Annotated in this window: 13 protein-coding genes; 3 read left to right on the top strand and 10 right to left on the bottom strand. The window is 62.1% G+C overall.

Translation table 11 applies throughout. The annotated features are described in order from the left end of the window. Positions 1 to 2: 2 nt before the first annotated feature. The 4 genes from A7X77_RS30560 to A7X77_RS30545 all read right to left on the bottom strand — a co-directional run bounded on the left by A7X77_RS30560 (position 3) and on the right by A7X77_RS30545 (position 4,331). The gene (locus A7X77_RS30560; RefSeq protein WP_064684247.1) at positions 3 to 1,064 is read right to left on the bottom strand and encodes a Gfo/Idh/MocA family protein; all 1,062 of its coding nucleotides are present in this window, start codon (positions 1,062 to 1,064) and stop codon (positions 3 to 5) included. Next, positions 1,061 to 1,900: a carbohydrate ABC transporter permease gene (locus A7X77_RS30555; RefSeq protein ID WP_064684248.1), complete on the bottom strand. Its 840-nt coding sequence runs from the start codon at positions 1,898 to 1,900 to the stop codon at positions 1,061 to 1,063. Before A7X77_RS30555 ends, A7X77_RS30560 begins: the two co-directional genes overlap by 4 nt. A 9-nt stretch (positions 1,901 to 1,909) precedes the next feature. Continuing rightward, complete coding sequence (locus A7X77_RS30550) at positions 1,910 to 2,857, bottom strand: carbohydrate ABC transporter permease (protein WP_064684249.1); 948 nt, start codon at positions 2,855 to 2,857, stop codon at positions 1,910 to 1,912. A 217-nt stretch (positions 2,858 to 3,074) separates the two neighbouring features. Then, positions 3,075 to 4,331, bottom strand: a complete 1,257-nt coding sequence (locus tag A7X77_RS30545; protein WP_064684250.1) for an ABC transporter substrate-binding protein — start codon at positions 4,329 to 4,331, stop codon at positions 3,075 to 3,077. A 519-nt stretch (positions 4,332 to 4,850) separates the two neighbouring features. On the opposite strand from A7X77_RS30545, the gene A7X77_RS30540 reads away from it, so the two are divergent. Next, positions 4,851 to 5,735: an N-acetylglucosamine kinase gene (locus A7X77_RS30540; RefSeq protein WP_064684251.1), complete on the top strand. Its 885-nt coding sequence runs from the start codon at positions 4,851 to 4,853 to the stop codon at positions 5,733 to 5,735. Further along, on the top strand, positions 5,732 to 6,496 hold the full coding sequence (locus tag A7X77_RS30535; RefSeq protein WP_064684252.1) for a GntR family transcriptional regulator: 765 nt from the start codon (positions 5,732 to 5,734) through the stop codon (positions 6,494 to 6,496). Before A7X77_RS30540 ends, A7X77_RS30535 begins: the two co-directional genes overlap by 4 nt. A 78-nt stretch (positions 6,497 to 6,574) precedes the next feature. Here A7X77_RS30535 and metH read toward each other — a convergent pair whose 3' ends face one another. Beyond that, positions 6,575 to 10,372 carry a methionine synthase gene (gene metH, locus A7X77_RS30530; RefSeq protein WP_064684253.1) on the bottom strand — a complete coding sequence of 1,266 codons (3,798 nt, stop codon included), beginning with the start codon at positions 10,370 to 10,372 and terminating at the stop codon, positions 6,575 to 6,577. A 169-nt stretch (positions 10,373 to 10,541) separates the two neighbouring features. Here metH and A7X77_RS30525 point away from each other — a divergent pair, with 169 nt between their 5' ends. Next, a complete protein-coding gene (locus tag A7X77_RS30525) occupies positions 10,542 to 11,801 on the top strand; it encodes an AGE family epimerase/isomerase (RefSeq protein ID WP_064684254.1) in 1,260 nt (419 codons plus the stop codon). A gap of 40 nt (positions 11,802 to 11,841) precedes the next feature. On the opposite strand, the gene A7X77_RS30520 is transcribed toward A7X77_RS30525, so the two are convergent. From A7X77_RS30520 to A7X77_RS30500, 5 genes are all read right to left on the bottom strand, one after another. Further along, positions 11,842 to 12,336: a heme-degrading domain-containing protein gene (locus tag A7X77_RS30520; RefSeq protein WP_064684467.1), complete on the bottom strand. Its 495-nt coding sequence runs from the start codon at positions 12,334 to 12,336 to the stop codon at positions 11,842 to 11,844. A gap of 89 nt (positions 12,337 to 12,425) precedes the next feature. Beyond that, positions 12,426 to 13,037: a flavin reductase family protein gene (locus A7X77_RS30515; protein ID WP_064684255.1), complete on the bottom strand. Its 612-nt coding sequence runs from the start codon at positions 13,035 to 13,037 to the stop codon at positions 12,426 to 12,428. A 2-nt stretch (positions 13,038 to 13,039) separates the two neighbouring features. Then, entirely contained in the window at positions 13,040 to 13,777 is a 738-nt protein-coding gene (locus tag A7X77_RS30510; protein WP_064684256.1) for an aspartate/glutamate racemase family protein, read from the bottom strand. Position 13,778: 1 nt separating this feature from the next. After that, complete coding sequence (locus A7X77_RS30505; RefSeq protein WP_064684257.1) at positions 13,779 to 14,600, bottom strand: ABC transporter permease; 822 nt, start codon at positions 14,598 to 14,600, stop codon at positions 13,779 to 13,781. 1 nt (position 14,601) lies between these two features. Continuing rightward, positions 14,602 to 15,516: an ABC transporter permease gene (locus tag A7X77_RS30500; RefSeq protein WP_064684258.1), complete on the bottom strand. Its 915-nt coding sequence runs from the start codon at positions 15,514 to 15,516 to the stop codon at positions 14,602 to 14,604. Positions 15,517 to 15,661 lie beyond the last annotated feature (145 nt).

Below are 15,661 nucleotides of genomic sequence, written 5' to 3'. Positions count from 1 at the left end.
CCTTACAATCTGACCGGCTGGCCGGTGCGCACGCTCTCGTCGGCGGCAAGGCAGATGCGCAGCGACGCCACCGCATCCGCCATATGGCGGTCGAGGTTCAGATCCTCGCGGATCGCCCTCAGCATGAAAGCCTGTTCCAGGTCGCAAAGCGCCTGATGACCGGGCTCGCCCGTCATCCTCATATCCTGGTCTGGCCGGATGAACTTGCCGTCCGGGCCGGTTTCGGCCGTATGCAGACGGATCACGGAGGTCTTGGTGTGCGTGTCGATGTCGTCGGACTTGGCATTCGGATCCATGACGATCGACACCGCCCCCTTCGGCGACATTACGTCCTTCACGAAGAAGGCGGTTTCAGAAATCATCGGCCCCCAGCCGGCCTCGTACCAGCCGACCGAACCGTCCTCGAAGAGCACCTGCAGCTGACCGTAATTGTACATCTCCGCAGCGATCTCATCGGAGAGGCGCAGCCCCATGCCGCGCACCTCGACCGCCCTGGCATCGGTGATCTGGCACATGACGTCGATATAATGCACGCCGCAATCGACGATCGGCGAGGTCGTCTGCATCAGCGACTTGTGCGTCGCCCAGGTCGGGCCGCTGGACTGCTGGTTAAGGTTCATGCGGAAGACGTAAGGCGGGCCAAGCTTGCGCGCTTCCTCGATCAGCTTCGTCCAGGATGGGTGATGGCGAAGGATATAGCCGATCACAAGCTTGCGCCCCGCCCTCTTCGCCGCCGCCACGACACGCTCGGCGTCGGCGACGGTGGTCGCCAGCGGCTTTTCCACGAAGGCATGACAGCCTGCCTCGAACGCGGCGACGGCATAATCGGCATGGCTGTCGGAATAGGTGTTGATCGAGCAGAGGTCCGGTTTCAGCTCGGTAAGCGCCGTCATGAAGTCGGGATGAACAGTATAGCCCTGCAGTTCGGGCTCCAGCGCGGGCGTTGAGCGGTTGACGAGACCGACAATCTCGAAACCAGGATTATTATGGTAGGCAAGCGCATGGCTGCGGCCCATATTGCCGAGGCCGGCTACGAGGACACGGATTGGCTTCTCTTGGTTCATTTGACAGCTCCCGACGTGATGCCACGGATCAGCTGGCGCGAGAAAATGACGTAAAGGATCAGGATCGGTAGGATTGCGAGCGACAGGGCGGCCAGCACCGCATTCCAATTGGTGACGAATTGGCCGATGAAGATCTGCGAGCCGAGTGTCACGGTCTTGGTGCTTTCCGCAGGCGCCAGGATCAGCGGGAACCAGAGGTCGTTCCAGATCGGGATCATGGTGAAGACGGCGACCGTCGCCATGGCCGGGCGCACCAGCGGCAGCACCAGGCGGAAGAAGATCGCATATTCGGAGAGCCCATCGATGCGCCCGGCATTCTTCAGATCGTCAGAAACCGTGCGCATGAATTCCGACAGAATGAAGATGGCGAGCGGAATGCCCTGTGCGGTATAGACGAGGATCAGCGCCGTCAGCGTATTGACCAGACCGGCCGCTACCATGCCCTGCAGGATCGCCACCGTGCCGAGGCGGATCGGAATCATGATGCCGATCGCCATATAGAGCCCAAGCAGCGCATTGCCGCGGAAGCGGTATTCCGACAGCGCGAAGGCTGCCATGGCGCCGAAGAGCAACACCAGCAGGATCGAGACGATCGTCACGATGAAGCTGTTCTGGAAATAGGTGGCGAAATCGCCCTGCCCCAGCACCGTCTGGTAGCCGACGAGGCTGAAGGTCGACGGCGTCGGGATCATCAGCGGCTCGCGGAAGATCGAGGCGCGATCCTTGAACGAGTTGACGATGGTCAGGAACACCGGAAACAGCGCGACCAGCGTATAGGCGCCGAGCGCCAGATGCACGAGGCCGGTGCGGATGGGAGATGTGCGTGCCTTGGACATGCGCGCTCCTCAGAACTGGTAGCGACGCATGCGCCGCTGGATGACGAAGAGATAAAGCGAGACGCCGGCGAGGATGATGAGGAACATCACGGTCGCGATCGTCGCGCCCATCGAGCGGTCGCCGAGCTGAAGCTGGAAACCGAAGAAGGTGCGGTAGAGCAGCGTGCCGAGAATGTCGGTCGACATGTCAGGCCCGGCAAGCGCCCCCTGCACGGTGTAGATCAGGTCGAAGGCGTTGAAATTGCCGACGAAGGTCAGGATCGAGATGATGCCGATCGCCGGCAGGATGAGCGGCAGCTTGATCTTCCAGAACTGCGCCCAGCCGGTGATGCCATCACATTCGGCCGCCTCGATCACCTCTTCGGGAATGCTGAGCAGCGCGGCATAGATCAGCATCATCGGAATTCCGATATATTGCCAGTTGGAGATCAGCGACACGGCAATTAGCGCCGAGCCCGGCTTGCCGAGCCACGGCGCGAACAGGAATTTCAGGCCGATGAGATCGAGCATCCAGGGTGCGACACCCCAGATCGGCGACAGGATCAGCTTCCAGATGAAGCCGACAATGACGAAGGAGAGCAGCGTCGGCAGGAATATCGCCGTGCGGTAGAAGGCGACACCACGCAGCTTCGGCACTGAAAGCAGGGCAGCAAGCGCAATGCCGATCGGATTCTGCACGCACATGTGGATGACGAAGAAGATCAGGTTGTTGACGAGCGCGTTCCAGAAATCATGCGCCCAGCGCGGATCGCCGAACAGCACCTTGAAATTCGCCAGGCCGACGAAGGCAGGCTGCCCGTCGACCGTATTGTAGAGCGAAAGCCTCAGCGTTTCGATGAGCGGCAGCACCATGACGGCGGAATAGACGATCACCGCAGGCAGCATGAAGACGAAGATGTGCCAGCGCACCGGGCGCTTGATCGGGACGATATCGGCCGCGTTGTCGGTTTCGCTCATGGCTTTTGCCTGTTCTTGTCACTGGCCGCAATCTTGCGGGCGCAGATGGAAAACGTTGCGCCTCACCCCATCTCTCTGCCGCCTGGGAAGAGAGGGAACGCCCTGCTGAGATGCTCTATCGGGGTGGGAGGTCGCTGCGAGTCTCCTTCTCCCCGCAAGCGGGGAGAAGGTGGCCGGCAGGCCAGATAAGGGGCTGCAAACGCCGCCCCTCACCACATCACTTTGCCGGCTTGTACCAGCTGTCGAGGCCCTTCTGCAGCTTCTCGGCAGCAACCTGCGGCGTATCCGTGCCGTTGATCACATTGGCCGATTCGACCCAGGTCTCGTTTTCGAGGTTCGGCGTGCCGCGCGACAGGATCTGGTAGGTCGAACGCACGGTCGACTTGTACGGGCCGCGCCAGGAGACGAACTCCTGAGCGAGCGGATCGGACATCTTCACCGGAGTGGAGTTCAGGCTGAAGAAGCCCGGCAGCGCATTGGCATAGGTATCGGCGAATTCAGGCGAAGCGACCCAGCTAAGGAACTTCTTGACTTCCTCGGGGTGCGTGCTCTTCGCATTCAGAGCGACACCGATATCCGGATGGTCGGAGATGTAGCCTTGATCGCCGGCCTTCGGAACCGGCGGCGGGAAGGCGCCCATCTTGAACTGCGCCTGCGTGTTGAAGAGCGCGATTTCCCACGAACCGGCCGGATAGATCGCGGCGCGGCCGAGCGTGAAGAGATTCTGGCTGTCCGCATAGGTCTGGGCTTCGAAACCGTCGCCGAGATAGGGTTTCCACTTGGCAAGCTCTTCGAAGGGCTTGACCCATTCGGGATCGGTCAGCTTCTGCTTGCCTGCGATGAGCGCTTCGCGGCCCTCTTCACCCTTCCAGTAGTTCGGGCCGATGTTCTGGTAGCCCATGGTCGCGGCTTCCCAGAGATCCTTCGTGCCCATGGCGAGCGGAATATAGGTGCCATCCGCCTTGATCTTGTCGAGCGCTGCGTAGAACTCGTCCTGCGTCTTCGGCACGGAGATGCCGAGTTTGTCGAAGGCATCCTTGTTGTAGATGAAACCGTGAATGACTGAAGCCATCGGCACGCAGAAGGTCGACTTGCCGTCGTCGGTCGTCCAGGCGGCCTTGGCGACCGGCGAGAAATTCTCCATGCCCGGCAGGCTGGTGATGTCGACGAGCTGCTTCTTGTTGTAGAGTTCGAGCGAGGTGAACGGGCGGCAGGTGATAATGTCGCCCGCGGAGCCGGCATCGAGCTTGGCGTTCAGTGAAGCATTGTATTCGGTCGGCGCGGTCGGCGAGAAGACGACCTTGATGCCGGGATTTTTGGCTTCGAACGCCGGGATGATCTTCTCCTGCCAGATCTGCAAGTCGTCGTTACGCCAGCTTTCGATCGTCAGCGTGACGTCGGCGGCCTGGACGAGACCTGCTGAGCTCAGCAGGCTTGAGGCAAGCAGCAGACTTTTCAGAGCAGTGTTTTTCATTTCCCTCTCCTGTTTTTAGCACCCGAAGGCGCCGTTTTGATCTGAAACAAGCAATTGGCGCGTCTGAGGAAACACCCAATGCCCCTTGGAGGGCCGCCAGCGACTGGCGGCCCCGAAAGCTCGACGGACCGAAAGCGGGATTGCCTGCGGTCGGACTGCGCCCTGGCATGATGGCCGGGCGCGGCGAATGAAGTGGGAAAGCCGATAGACCCCTGAATTCGCCATCGGCTTAGCAAGCCGACGGGCCATTCTCTGATCATCCTCGAAGCGGCCCGGCTTAACTTTACTGCCGGTTTTCGCGGGCTTCGAACTGCTGTTCCCTTTACCGAATTAAGTCCAAAAAAATACCAATTGTCCAGCCGAATTTTAACTTTTTAGCTTCCGAAAATTCATTTTAAAATTTTACCGAACAAAATCAAATAGATAAAAAGATCGACTTTTGCGACCATCCCCACTTGGTAAATGGTATTTTTTTGGTATTGTAGGAAAAACCAAGGGGAACGGCGTATCGGAGGGCCGATGACGGAGCTTGCAATCGGCATAGACGGCGGCGGAACGAGCTGCCGGGCAGCGGTCGCGGATAAAGACGGCAACATTCTCGGCCGCGGCAAGGCAGGTCCTGCCAACATCCTGTCCGACCTGGAAAACTCTCTTCTCAACATCGTCGAATCCGCCCAGCAAGCGCTCGGCGACGCGGGTCTCGACGCCGAAGTCGTTACCTCCGTTGTATCGGTCGTCGGCGTCGCGGGCGCCAATGTCACGGACTACGGCCAACGAATCGAAAAAGCTCTGCCCTTTGCCGAAGGCCGTGTCGTCACCGATGCCTTGATCTCCCTGCAAGGAGCGCTCGGCGATGCCGACGGCATCGTTGGCGCCTTCGGCACTGGCTCGGTTTACAATGCGCGTAGGGGCGGCCGGATGAATGGCATCGGCGGCTGGGGCTTCATCGTCGGCGACCAGGCAAGCGGCGCCCGCCTGGGCCGCGACCTCATGGAGCGGTCGCTGCTCGCCCATGACAGAGTGCGCCCGGCATCGCCGGTCACAGAAGCGGTCATGGCCGAATATGGGGACGATCCGGAGCGGATCGTCAATTTCGCCCATACGGCACGACCGACGGATTTCGCCCGTTACGCGCCTATGGTCTTCAGACATGCGGCCGAGGGCGATGCCGTTGCGGTCGACATCGTCAGGGATGCCGCAACGGCGATCGGCGAAAGCCTCGATGCACTGCTCTGGCCGGAATGCCCGTCCATCTGCCTGCTCGGCGGCCTTGCGGAAGCCTATGAGCCTTGGCTTTCGGAACGCTACAAGCCGCTTCTCGCCAAGCCGAAGAACGACGCGTTGCAGGGCGCGGTGGAACTTGCGGTGAAGCTCCTGAATGATCGGCAGAGAGGTGCGGCATGACCGACGACCTCGCCACCCTCCTGTCCCTGCAGCGCCTGCAGGCGGCCGGCACAGGCCCCCTCTATGTGAAGCTGCGCCGCACGCTCGAAGAAGCCGTGCGCACCGGCACGCTCGGCCACGGCGATGCGCTGCCGCCAGAGCGCGACATCGCCGAATTTGCTGCCGTCAGCCGCGTCACCGTGCGCAAGGCGATCGACGAGCTCGTTGCCGACGGCCTGCTGGTGCGCCGCCATGGCTCGGGCACCTTCGTTGCCAAGCCGGTCTCCAAAGTCGAGCAACGCCTGTCACAGCTCACCTCCTTCACCGAGGACATGGCGCGCCGCGGCATGTCCTCCCGCTCCGAATGGCTGCACAAGGGCGTCCATACCCCCTCGCCGGATGAGATGATGATCCTCGGCCTCGGCACCGACGTGAAGGTTTCGCGCCTTTCGCGCCTGCGCATTGCCGACGACCAGCCGCTGGCGATCGAGAATGCCAGCGTCTCCGGCGAATTCCTGCCCGATCCGTCGGTCGTCACCAATTCGCTCTACGCCGAACTCGAACGCCTCAACGTCCGTCCGGTGCGCGCAGTGCAGCGCATTTCAGCAACCAACATGAAAGAAGCCGACGCCCAGCTTCTCGGCGTCCCCATCGGCGCCGCCGGCCTGTCGATCGAGCGCATCTCCTATCTCGGCTCCGGCCGCGCCGTCGAATTCACCCGCTCGCTTTATCGCGGTGACGCTTATGATTTCGTCGCGGAACTGACGATCGGAGCGGCGTAGGCCGGCGCATATAATCGCGCAATATCAAAAATATGAAGCCGGAAAGTGAATCACTTTCCGGCTTCAATGTCTCTTGATTCATTGCATTAAGAACGACGGAAACTCCGCGGCGTCCTCGATCTCCTCGTCCGTCTTGCGCGGCACATAATTGAGCACCGGTCCGAGCCAACGCTCGACTTCGGAAACTTCCATGCCCTTGCGTTTGGCATAGTCTTCCACCTGATCGCGCTCCACCTTGGCGACCCCGAAATAATAGGAGTCGGGGTGGCCGATATAGAGGCCGGATACGGACGAACCGGGCCACATCGCATAGCTCTCCGTCAGCTTCACGCCTGCGGCATGTTCCGCATCGAGCAGCTTGAAGAGCGTCTTTTTCTCGGTGTGATCGGGCTGAGCGGGATAGCCTGGCGCCGGACGGATGCCGGCATAGGCTTCGCCGATGAGGTCCTCGTTGCTGAGGTGCTCATCCCTCGCATAACCCCAATATTCGCGACGCACCTGCTCATGCATGCGCTCGGCAAAGGCTTCGGCGAAACGGTCGGCCAGCGCCTTGACGAGGATCGAGGAATAGTCGTCGTTCGCCCGTTCGAACCGTTCGGCGATGGCGATCTCCTCGATGCCTGATGTCACCACGAAGCCGCCGACATAATCCTGCACGCCGCTTGCGACCGGGGCGACGAAATCGGAGAGCGCCACATTCGCCCGCCCGTCCCGCTTCGAAAGCTGCTGGCGCAAGGTGTAGAAGGTGGCAAGCTCCTGGCTGCGGTTCTCGTCGGTAAACAGGCGGATATCGTCGCCGACGGCACCGGCCGGCCAGAAGCCTATGACGGCGCGCGGACGGAACCACTTCTCGTCGATGATCTTCTTCAGCATCGCCTGCGCATCGGCCCACAGCGCACGCGCCGCTTCGCCCTGTTTCTCGTCTTCCAGAATGGCGGGGAAGCGGCCGCGCAGCTCCCAGGTCTGGAAGAACGGCGTCCAGTCGATATACCGCGCAAGCTCCGCCAGATCGTAATCCTCAAACACCCGGGTGCCGAAGAACTGCGGCTTCGTCGGCTGGTAGGCCGACCAGTCGATCTTATGGGAATTCTCACGCGCCCGCGGCAATGGCAGCCGCACCTTCTCGGCTTCGCTGCGCGCATGGGCGGCCGCCACCTTGGCATATTCGGCTCTTGTATCGTCGACATACCCCTGGCGCGTCTCCGGCGACAGCAGCGCCGAGACGACGCCGACAGCGCGGCTCGCATCGGTGACGTAGATTGCCTGGCCTTTGTTGTAGCCTGGATGAATCTTCACCGCCGTATGCACGCGGCTGGTCGTCGCTCCGCCGATCAGCAGCGGGATTTCAAAGCCCTGCCGTTCCATTTCCGCCGCGACATGCACCATCTCATCGAGCGACGGCGTGATCAGGCCGGAAAGGCCGATGACATCGACCTTCTCGGCGATCGCCGTTTCCAGGATCTTCGTCGCCGGCACCATGACGCCGAGGTCGACGATCTCGTAATTATTGCAGGCGAGCACGACGCCGACGATGTTCTTGCCGATATCGTGCACGTCGCCCTTGACCGTCGCCATCAGGATCTTGCCGGCCGACTGCCGCTCTTCGCCGCCGTTGAGGCGCTTCTCCTCTTCCATATAGGGCAGCAGCACGGCGACCGCCTGCTTCATCACGCGTGCCGACTTGACCACCTGCGGCAGGAACATCTTGCCCGAGCCGAAGAGATCGCCGACGACGTTCATGCCGGCCATCAGGGGGCCTTCGATAACATGCAGCGGCCGGGCGGCCTGCTGGCGGGCCTCCTCGGTATCGGCTTCGATAAATTCGGTGATGCCGTTGACCAGCGCGTGTTCGAGGCGCTTCTCGACGCTCCATTCGCGCCAGGAGAGGTCCTGAACGCGGCCTTCCCTTGCACCGGCGCCACGGAACCGCTCGGCCACTTCAAGCAGCCGCTCGGTGCCGTCGGGCCGGCGGTTCAGCACCACGTCCTCGCAGGCCTCGCGGAGTTCGGGGTCGATATTGTCGTAAACCGCCAGCTGGCCGGCATTGACGATGCCCATGTCCATGCCCGCCTGGATGGCGTGGTAGAGAAACACGGCGTGCATCGCCTCGCGTACCGGCTCGTTGCCGCGGAACGAGAAGGATAGGTTCGACACGCCGCCGGAGATATGGACGAGCGGCATGCGCTGACGGATCGTCCGCGTCGCCTCGATGAAGTCGACGCCGTAATTATTGTGCTCTTCGATGCCGGTCGCCACCGCAAAGATGTTCGGGTCGAAGATGATGTCCTCGGGCGGGAAACCGATCTTTTCGGTCAAAAGCTTATAGGCGCGCGTGCAGATTTCCACCTTGCGGTCGTAATTATCCGCCTGCCCGGTCTCGTCGAAGGCCATGACGACGACGGCAGCGCCGTAATTGTGCAGCAGCCGCGCCTGGGCGAGGAAATTCTCCTCGCCTTCCTTCAGCGAGATCGAGTTGACGATCGCCTTGCCCTGCACGCGCTTCAGGCCGGCTTCGATGATCGAGAATTTCGAGCTGTCGATCATCACGGGCACGCGGGCGATATCGGGCTCGGCGGCGATCAGGTTCAAGAATTCGACCATCGCCTTTTCCGAATCGATCAGGCCCTCGTCCATGTTGATGTCGATCACCTGCGCGCCGTTTTCGACCTGATCGCGGGCGACATCGAGCGCTGCCGTGTAATCGGCATTGGTGATCAGCTTGCGGAACTTCGCCGAGCCGGTGACGTTGGTGCGCTCGCCGACATTGACGAAGGGAATGTCCTTGGTGAGCTCGAAGGGTTCGAGGCCCGACAGCGACATGAAGGGACGATGCTCGGGAATCGGCCGCGGTTTATACTTGGCGACAGTCTCGGCAATCGCTCTGATATGCTCAGGCGTCGAGCCGCAGCAGCCGCCGACGATATTGACGAGGCCCTCGCGGGCGAAGCTATCGATCTGCGCCGCCATCAGCTCCGGCGTTTCGTCATACTGGCCGAACTCGTTCGGCAGGCCGGCGTTCGGATAGGCGCAGATGAAGGTGTCGGCGACGCCGGAAAGCTCCTGCAGATGCGGGCGCATCGCATTGGCGCCGAGCGCGCAGTTCAGCCCGATCGTGAAGGGATTGGCGTGGCGCACCGAGTTCCAGAAGGCGGTCGGCGTCTGGCCGGACAGCGTGCGGCCGGAAAGGTCGGTGATCGTGCCGGAGATCATCACCGGCAGGCGCACGCCCTTGGCCTCGAAGCGCTCCTCGCAGGCGAAGATCGCCGCCTTGGCGTTCAGCGTGTCGAAGATCGTCTCGATCAGGATGATGTCGGCGCCGCCGTCGATCAGACCGTCGATCTGCTCGCCATAGGCGGAACGCAGATCGTCGAAGGTGACGGCGCGGAATCCGGGATTGTTGACGTCTGGCGAGATCGAGGCGGTGCGGTTGGTCGGGCCGATGGCGCCGGCGACGAAGCGGCGGCGGCCGTCCTCGCGCTCGGCGCGCAGTGCCGCGCGGCGGACGATCTCGGCGCCCTCCTTGTTGAGGTCGTAGACCGCATTTTCCATCTCGTAATCGGCTTGCGCGATGCGGGTCGAGGAGAAGGTGTTGGTCTCGAGAATATCGGCGCCGGCCTTGGCGTAGCGGTAATGGATCTCTTCGATCGCATCCGGCTGGGTCAGGATCAGAAGGTCGTTATTGCCTTTCTGATGGCAGGCGCAGCCGATGAATCGGGTGCCGCGGAACTGGTCTTCGTCATAGCCGAGCCCCTGGATCTGCGTGCCCATGGCGCCGTCGAGGACGAGGATGCGTTCGCTCGCGGCTTTGCGCAGCGCTGCGAAAACTTCATTGCCGTCACGCTTGCCCGTTTCCGGACCAAAGAGGTTGTCAAACACGGGAGGCTCCTTGACGTCGTAAGACCAGACAGTCCAAATCACATAAAGATATCTTTATGTCAATATATGCCTGTCGATTTCGTGCTTTGCAAGCCTCGCCAGATGACAGGCTTGAACGGCCTCTATATAGGCAATTGATACGCATTGCCCACCAGATCGGAGGAGTATCATGGCACCCGTAACCGGCAGCGCCGCGCTTGGAAACTGGACGAGCCGCGCCTATCACCGCGCCTGGCTGCTCGACCGGGCAAACGGCCTCTTCGATTTCTTCCAGCACAATTCGGTCAATCCCAAGGGCGGCTTCTACGACCTCGACGACACCGGCAAGCCGCTCGATGCCGAGGGTCAGATCCGCAGCATCCATATCGCCGCGCGCGCCGTGCATTGTTTTACCATCGGCGCGCTGCTCGGCCGTCCGGGTGCTGCCGACCTCGTCGACCATGGCATGGACTATCTCTGGAACCATCACCGCGACCTAGAGAATGGCGGCTATTTCTGGTCGCTCGACAATAATGGTCCGGTCGACAGCAACAAGCAAGGCTACGGCCACGCCTTCGTGCTGCTCGCCGCCTCCTCCGCCAAGACGATCGGCCATCCGCTCGCCGACGGCATGCTCGCCGACATTACCCAAATCCTCAACACCAAGTTCTGGGAACCGCGCCACGGCGCGATCGCCGAGGAATTCACCGCCGACTGGCAGCCGCTCGACGGCGGCGCCTATCGCGGCCAGAACTCCAACATGCACCTGACCGAAGCGCTGATGGCCGCCTTCGAAGCGACCGGCGACAAGCAGTACCTCGCCAAGGCCGAAAGCATCGCCGATCTCGTCATCCGCCGGGCGGCCGGCTCGGTCGACTGGCGCGTCGCCGAACATTTCGACGCCGAGTGGAAGCTCGACAAGCAATATTATCATCCGAACGAAATGTTCCGCCCGGCCGGCACGACGCCCGGCCACTGGCTGGAATGGGCCCGCCTCATCCTACAGCTCTGGGTGCTCGGCGGCAAACGCATCGAATGGATGCCGGATGCGGCCAAGGCGCTCTTCGAGCAGTCGATGGCACTTGGCTGGGACAGCGACAAGGGCGGCTTCTTCTATACGCTCGATTGGAACGACACGCCCGCCAAGCGCAATAAGCTCTGGTGGCCGGCCTGCGAGGGCGCCGCCGCCGCCCACTTCCTCAACGAGCACCTGCCGAGCGACTACCACGAGGAATGCTATCGCAAGATCTGGAATGTGATCGAACGCGCCTTCATCGACCACAAGAACGGCGGCTGGCACGAGGAACTGACCGAAGATCTCGTTCCCTCGCATTCGCTCTTTCCCGGCAAGGGCGACATCTACCACGCCCTGCAGGCCTGCCTCATCCCGCTCTTCCCGGCAACCGGCAGCCTGACGAAAGGCATCGCCGAGGCCGGCGGCAGGCTCTGAGGTCCACTGCCGGCAACCGCCGGCGCAGCCAACGCCCCGCTCAGAGCGGGGCGAGCCGCAGCGTATCCAGATCCTTCGCCAGCATCAGCGCCAGGGCCTCGACGACGAGATTATGGTCGTCGCGCTGCGGCAGGCCGGAGACGGTGACGGCGCCGATGCAGCCGGTGCCCTTGACGTTGATCGGGAAGCTGCCGCCATGCGGCGCGAAGTCGTCGCCGGAAAGGCCGTTGTCCTCGACTGTCTTGCCGTCCTTTCTCAACTTCAAGCCGGAGGCATAGCTGCTGCGGAAATAGCGCAGCACCATATTGCGCTTGCGGCGCACCCAGTTGACGTTGTCGGGCGTCACGCCAGGCAGCGCCGCATAGAAGGCCGGCATCGAATGCAGGGTCACGTCGATCGCTACACCGAGGCCGCGCTCGGTGGCGAGTTCCTGCAGCAGTTTGCCGAGCTGCCATGCCGTCGTCAGGTCGAAGGCGTCGAAGCTCAGCGCTTTTTCCTGCTCCGCGATCCGGTTGAGATCGTCGTCGAGTGTCATGATAAGGCGCTCCTCTGCCGCAATGATCCGCTGCAGACCATTCTCGCCGGAGGCGGAAAAGTAAAGCAAAACTTGAACCAGCCCCGGCGTCAGAGCTTCGGCGTCAGCATCTCGAAACGGTCGCGTGTTGTCGCGCAAGTATCGCCGCCGAGGCGCGCAATGGCGTCGATCGCGGCCGGATCAACATGCAGCCGTTCCGGATCGACGATGCCGTCGCGGTAATGTGCGTAGACGATCTCACCCATGACGATCTGCCGCGAGCGGCCGAGCTCCAGCGTCACATGCCGCCGGCACTCGAAGGCGGCCGGCGCCTCGGCGATATAGGATGATGCCACCTTCACGCCCGGCATCGCCGTCAAGCCTGCTTCTTTCAGTTCATTGACGCCGCGCGGATACCTAGCACCGCAGACATGCATCGCCTCGGCAATGGCGAAGGAGACGATATTGACCGTGAAGACCTCGGTCATGCGGATATTGTGGCCGGTGTCCTTGAACGACATGTCGGCATTGTTCTCGACCCCGATCGCCAGGATCGGCGGATCGGCCGACAGGCAATTGAAGAAGCTGAAGGGCGCGGCATTGATCCGGCCGTGCTCATCGACGGTCGTCACCAGCGCGATCGGCCGCGGAATGATCGTGCCGATCATCAGCTTGTAACGCTCGCGCGCGCTGAGTTCATTGAAGTCGAAGGAAACCGGCATGATCAACCGTCCGAGCGGATCGGCGAGAAGGCGCTCATCGCCCCCATGAAAGGTTTCGGCAGCGGCGAGGCGTAGGAGCCGCGCTTGCTGGTGGAAAGCCCAAGCGAGACCAGCGCCTCGGCCTGCTTGACGGCGGCCGAGACACCGTCGACGACGGGCACGCCGTAGATTTCCTGCAATTCCCTTGCGAGATCCGTCATGCCGGCGCAGCCGAGCACGATCGCCTCGGCGCCGTCTTCGGCGAGCGCCCGCTCGATCTCGGCCCTGAGCTTGCCGATCGCGCCCGAGGCGGCGTTCTCCAACTCCAGCACCGGAATGTCGGAAGCCCGCACCTTGGCGCGCTCGCCCATGCCGTAACGGCGCACCAGATTGTCGATCAGCACCCGTGACCGTTCGAGCGTCGTCACGACGGTAAAACGCTGCGCCAGGAAACCGGCCATTGCGACTGCGGATTCGCAGAGCCCGAGGATCGGCACATCGGCGAAGCTCCGTGCCGCGTCGAGCCCGGTATCGTCGAAGCAGGCGACGACAGCCGCGTCGTAGCCGGCCGCCTCCTTCAGTTCGACAAGCAGGCCGGGGATCGCCAGCGCCCCGTCATAATGGCCCTCGATGGAAACCGGCCCCATGCGCGCGGTGGCGGCGATGATTTCCGTGCCGGATGCGGCGACCGCGCGGGCGGCGGTCGCCGCCTTCTCGGTCATGGAGGCGGTGGTGTTCGGATTGACGATGAGGATGCGCATGTCAGTGGATCTTTGCCTGCCGCCGGCTGAGCATGGTCATGATGCCGAGCGCGATGAGAATGATGGTGAAGGAAAACAGCGTCGTCACCGTGCCGAGCGCATAGAGCACCGGCGTCGTGACATTGGTCGTCATGCCGTAGATTTCGAGCGGCAGCGTATTGTAAGTGCCCGACGTCATCAACGTCCGGGCGAACTCGTCATAGGACAGCGTGAAGCCGAACAGGCCGACGCCGATCAGGCTCGGCGCGATCATCGGCAGGACGACATGGCGGAAGGTCTGCCAGGAAGTGGCGCCGAGATCGCGCGCCGCCTCCTCATAGGCCGGCGAGAAGCGATTGAAGACGGCGAACATGATCAGCACGCCGAAGGGTAGTGTCCAGGTCAGATGCGCGCCGAAGGCCGAGGAATACCAGGCGGGCTTCAGCCCTCCCTCCTGGAAGACGACGCCAATGCCGAGCGAGACGATGATCGACGGCACGACGAGGCTGGCGACAGTGGCGTAAAACAGCACGGTCGAACCGCGGAAACGGCGGCGGAAGGCAAGGCCGGCGAGCAACGACACGACGACCGTCACCGCCATGACCATCAGCCCTAGCGAGAAGGAGCGTCGGAAGGAGGCGCCGAAATCGCCGACCGCCTGCTTTTCGAACAGGTTGAAGAACCAGTCCGTGGAAACGCCGTTCATCGGGAACGTCAGACCGCCGTCCGGTCCCTGGAAGGAGAGGATCAGGATCGCCGAGAGCGGGCCGTAGAGGAACAGCACGAAGACGGCGAAGAAGATCGCCAGCAGATAGAATTCGAGGCCGCGTTTCTCGTGGTTCATCTCAAAGCTCCTTGCGGATATCGACGACCCGCAGGATCGCCGCGACCATCAGCAAAACGACGGCAAGCAGCACGACAGCATTGGCGGCGGCGGCCGGATATTGCAGCAGCGACATCTGGTTCTTCATCATCAGCGCCACCGAGGCGCTCTGGCCGCCGGACATCACCTGCACGGTCGAGAAATCGGCCATGACGAGCGTGACGACGAAGATCGTGCCGATCGCCATGCCGGGCTTGGCGAGCGGAATGACGACATTCCACAGCACCTGCCAGCCGGAGGCGCCGGCATCGCGCGCCGCCTCGAACAGCGAGCGGTCGATGCGCATCAGCGTATTGAAGATCGGCGTCACCATGAACAGCGTGTAGAGGTGCACCATGGCGAGCACGACGGCGAAATCGGAATAGAGCAGCCATTCGATCGGCTGCGGGATAACGCCCATTTCGATCAGCGTCGAATTGACGAGGCCGTTGCGCCCGAGCACGGGGATCCACGAGATCATACGGATGATGTTCGAGGTCATGAACGGCACGGTGCAGACGAGGAAGAGGATCATCTGCGTCGAGGTCTTGCGGATGTGGAAGGCCAGGAAATAAGCGACCCAGAAACCGATGACGAGCGTCAGCGCCCAGACGATGGCGGTGAATTTCAGCGTGTTGAGATAGGTCTTCCACGTCACCCACGAACCGAGCGTATCGGTGTAGTTCATCGTGAGGAAATCGGGATAGAGGCCGGCGAAATCATAATCCCAGAAGCTGACGACCGCGATCATCGCGATCGGCAGCAGGAAGAAGAAACCGAGAATGGCGATCAGCGGCGTCGCCTGGAGATAGGAGATGGCAGAGGGGGAGAGACGGAAAGAACGCCTGCGGCGGGCGCCGTGGCTGCCCTCTTCCGTTTCTGCTGCGATGGTTGCCATATCCCGTTCTCCGTTCTGATTACGGCAGGTTGAATGAAGGCGCGTGTCGCCCCCTCATCCGCCTGCCGGCACCTTCTCCCCGCTGGGGAGAAGAGGAATCGCGGCGGCGTCTCGGCCACCGCAAACCTTGCGTCGGTTGGGGAGG

It is taken from the genome of Rhizobium bangladeshense, assembly GCF_001662075.1.
GTDB classification, from domain to species: Bacteria; Pseudomonadota; Alphaproteobacteria; order Rhizobiales; family Rhizobiaceae; genus Rhizobium; species Rhizobium bangladeshense_B.
Note: the sequence above shows the minus strand (reverse complement) of the source record. Positions and strands in the feature narration are given on the sequence as shown.

Bases quoted from the DNA above. Each gene is read 5' to 3' on its own strand.
- A7X77_RS30520 (WP_064684467.1), bottom strand. From the start codon at position 12,336: ATGACACTCGACGACGATCTCAACCGGATCGCGGAGCAGGAAAAAGCG.
- A7X77_RS30540 (WP_064684251.1), top strand. From the start codon at position 4,851: ATGACGGAGCTTGCAATCGGCATAGACGGCGGCGGAACGAGCTGCCGG.
- A7X77_RS30545 (WP_064684250.1), bottom strand. From the start codon at position 4,331: ATGAAAAACACTGCTCTGAAAAGTCTGCTGCTTGCCTCAAGCCTGCTG.
- A7X77_RS30500 (WP_064684258.1), bottom strand. From the start codon at position 15,516: ATGGCAACCATCGCAGCAGAAACGGAAGAGGGCAGCCACGGCGCCCGC.
- A7X77_RS30535 (WP_064684252.1), top strand. From the start codon at position 5,732: ATGACCGACGACCTCGCCACCCTCCTGTCCCTGCAGCGCCTGCAGGCG.
- A7X77_RS30525 (WP_064684254.1), top strand. From the start codon at position 10,542: ATGGCACCCGTAACCGGCAGCGCCGCGCTTGGAAACTGGACGAGCCGC.
- A7X77_RS30515 (WP_064684255.1), bottom strand. From the start codon at position 13,037: ATGCCGGTTTCCTTCGACTTCAATGAACTCAGCGCGCGCGAGCGTTAC.
- A7X77_RS30510 (WP_064684256.1), bottom strand. From the start codon at position 13,777: ATGCGCATCCTCATCGTCAATCCGAACACCACCGCCTCCATGACCGAG.
- A7X77_RS30555 (WP_064684248.1), bottom strand. From the start codon at position 1,900: ATGTCCAAGGCACGCACATCTCCCATCCGCACCGGCCTCGTGCATCTG.
- A7X77_RS30550 (WP_064684249.1), bottom strand. From the start codon at position 2,857: ATGAGCGAAACCGACAACGCGGCCGATATCGTCCCGATCAAGCGCCCG.
- A7X77_RS30560 (WP_064684247.1), bottom strand. From the start codon at position 1,064: ATGAACCAAGAGAAGCCAATCCGTGTCCTCGTAGCCGGCCTCGGCAAT.
- A7X77_RS30505 (WP_064684257.1), bottom strand. From the start codon at position 14,600: ATGAACCACGAGAAACGCGGCCTCGAATTCTATCTGCTGGCGATCTTC.